Source organism: Variovorax sp. 01T439_2, assembly GCF_056398445.1.
The window spans coordinates 1-1,684 of sequence record NZ_JBFTPJ010001125.1 but is presented as its reverse complement, the minus strand read 5'-3'; the positions used below and the strand labels follow the sequence as shown (position 1 = coordinate 1,684).

Genomic DNA, 1,684 nt, shown 5'->3' with positions numbered 1-1,684 from the left:
CTTCATCCACTACACGCAGGGGTATTCCGATGCGCAGCGCCGGCACACCGTGCGCATGTCGGCCTTCAGCGCCTTCGTGGTGATTGCGGTCAGCGCGCTGATCGGGCTGCAGCTGCTGGCGTTCTTCGGCATCTCGATTGCCAGCTTCCAGGTGGGCGGCGGGCTGCTGCTGCTCATGAGTTCGCTCTCGATGCTCAACGCCAAGCCGGCCGAGAGCAAGACCAATGTCGAGGAGCTGCGGGCCACCGAAGTGAAGGCCTCGATGGGCGCATCGATCGCAGTGGTGCCGCTCACCATTCCGCTGCTCACCGGGCCGGCCACCATATCGACCGTGGTGATCTACGCCGACAAGACCCAGCACCTGTGGGAGCTCGGGCTCCTGGTGGGCTACGGCGTGGTGGTGGCGCTGGCCACCGCGCTGGCGTTTTCGCTGGCTCAGCCGATTGCGCGCGTGCTCGGCAAGACGGGCATCAACATCATGACGCGGCTCATGGGCCTGATCCTCGCGGCGCTCGCGGTCGAGGTCATGGCCGACGGCCTGGGCAAGCTGTTTCCGATCCTGCAGCGCGTGGGCTGACGCCCTTCAGCCCAGCATCTTCTCGATGATGCGCCAGTGCGCGGGCTCGACCGGCGTGATCGACAGCCGGTTGCCCTTGCGCAGCACGACGAGGTCCGCCAGCTCGGGCCTGGCGCGCAGCTCGGGCAGCGGCAGCAGCCGCGTCTTGCGCACGGCCTGCACGTCGACCAGCAGCCAGCGCGGATCGTCCTTCTTCGACGCCGGGTCGTAGTAGGGCGACTTGGGGTCGAACTGCGTCGGGTCGGGCTTGATGCCCGAGGCCACGCGCGCAATGCCCGCGATGCCGGGCTCGGGGCAGCTCGAGTGATAGAACAGCACGCCGTCGCCGACCTTCATGCCGTCGCGCATGAAGTTGCGTGCCTGATAGTTGCGCACGCCGGTCCACGCCACGGTGGCGTTGGGCGCGGCGAGCGCATCGTCGATCGAGACCTCGTCGGGCTCGGATTTCATCAACCAGTAATTGGGCATGGTCCCGTTATGGTGTCACATAGTCGGAAACCACGACCCATTCCCCGTCCTTGATCTGCGACAGGCGGGACTGATCGTTGCCCAGGCGCTTGGTGGCGGTGTAGCTGCTCTTCGGGCTGCCGAACATGTCGGGCTCGAAGGTCATGCTGTCCATGGCCTTGATGAAGCTGTCGGTCGTGAGGTTCGGGCCGGCCTTCTGCGCCGCCTTGATGAACGAATCGATGATGACGTAGCCGTACACCGAGAACACCGTCGGGTCTTCGTTGAACTTGGTCTTGTACTTGTTGGCCCAGAAGCGCAGCRGCTGCGACTGCTCGTCGGTGTAGGGGTTCTGCACCGTCATGGTGGCGTAGATGCCGTCCATCGCCTTGCCGCCGAGCTTGTGGATCAGGTCGGTGTAGGACGCGCTCGAACCCAGGAAGGTCGGGTTGAAGCCGGTCTTGCGCGCCTCGCCCACGGTGCCGATGGTCTCGCGGATGATGGTGCCGAGCACCACGAGGTCGCAATTGGCGGCCTTCATCTTGGCGACCTGCGAGCTGAAGTCGGTGGCGCCCCGCTTGAACGAGGTTTTTTCGGCCAGTTCCATGCCGGCGGTCTTCAGGCCCGCCTCGGCGCCGCGCTGCACCTCGAGCCCGAACT

3 protein-coding genes are annotated in these 1,684 nt (G+C 65.5%); 1 reads left to right on the top strand and 2 read right to left on the bottom strand.

The annotated features are described in order from the left end of the window. On the top strand, positions 1-577 hold a 577-nt coding region (locus AC1DOC_RS32670), incomplete at its 5' end, for a MarC family protein (RefSeq protein WP_478131441.1). A 6-nt stretch (positions 578-583) separates the two neighbouring features. Here the strand turns inward: AC1DOC_RS32670 and AC1DOC_RS32665 are convergent. Both AC1DOC_RS32665 and AC1DOC_RS32660 read right to left on the bottom strand, forming a co-directional pair. Beyond that, entirely contained in the window at positions 584-1,045 is a 462-nt protein-coding gene (locus AC1DOC_RS32665; protein ID WP_369663696.1) for an EVE domain-containing protein, read from the bottom strand. 7 nt (positions 1,046-1,052) lie between these two features. Further along, positions 1,053-1,684 (bottom strand): ABC transporter substrate-binding protein (locus AC1DOC_RS32660; RefSeq protein WP_478131440.1); only part of this gene is annotated, 632 nt, incomplete at its 5' end.

Bases quoted from the DNA above. Each gene is read 5' to 3' on its own strand.
- AC1DOC_RS32665 (WP_369663696.1), bottom strand. From the start codon at position 1,045: ATGCCCAATTACTGGTTGATGAAATCCGAGCCCGACGAGGTCTCGATC.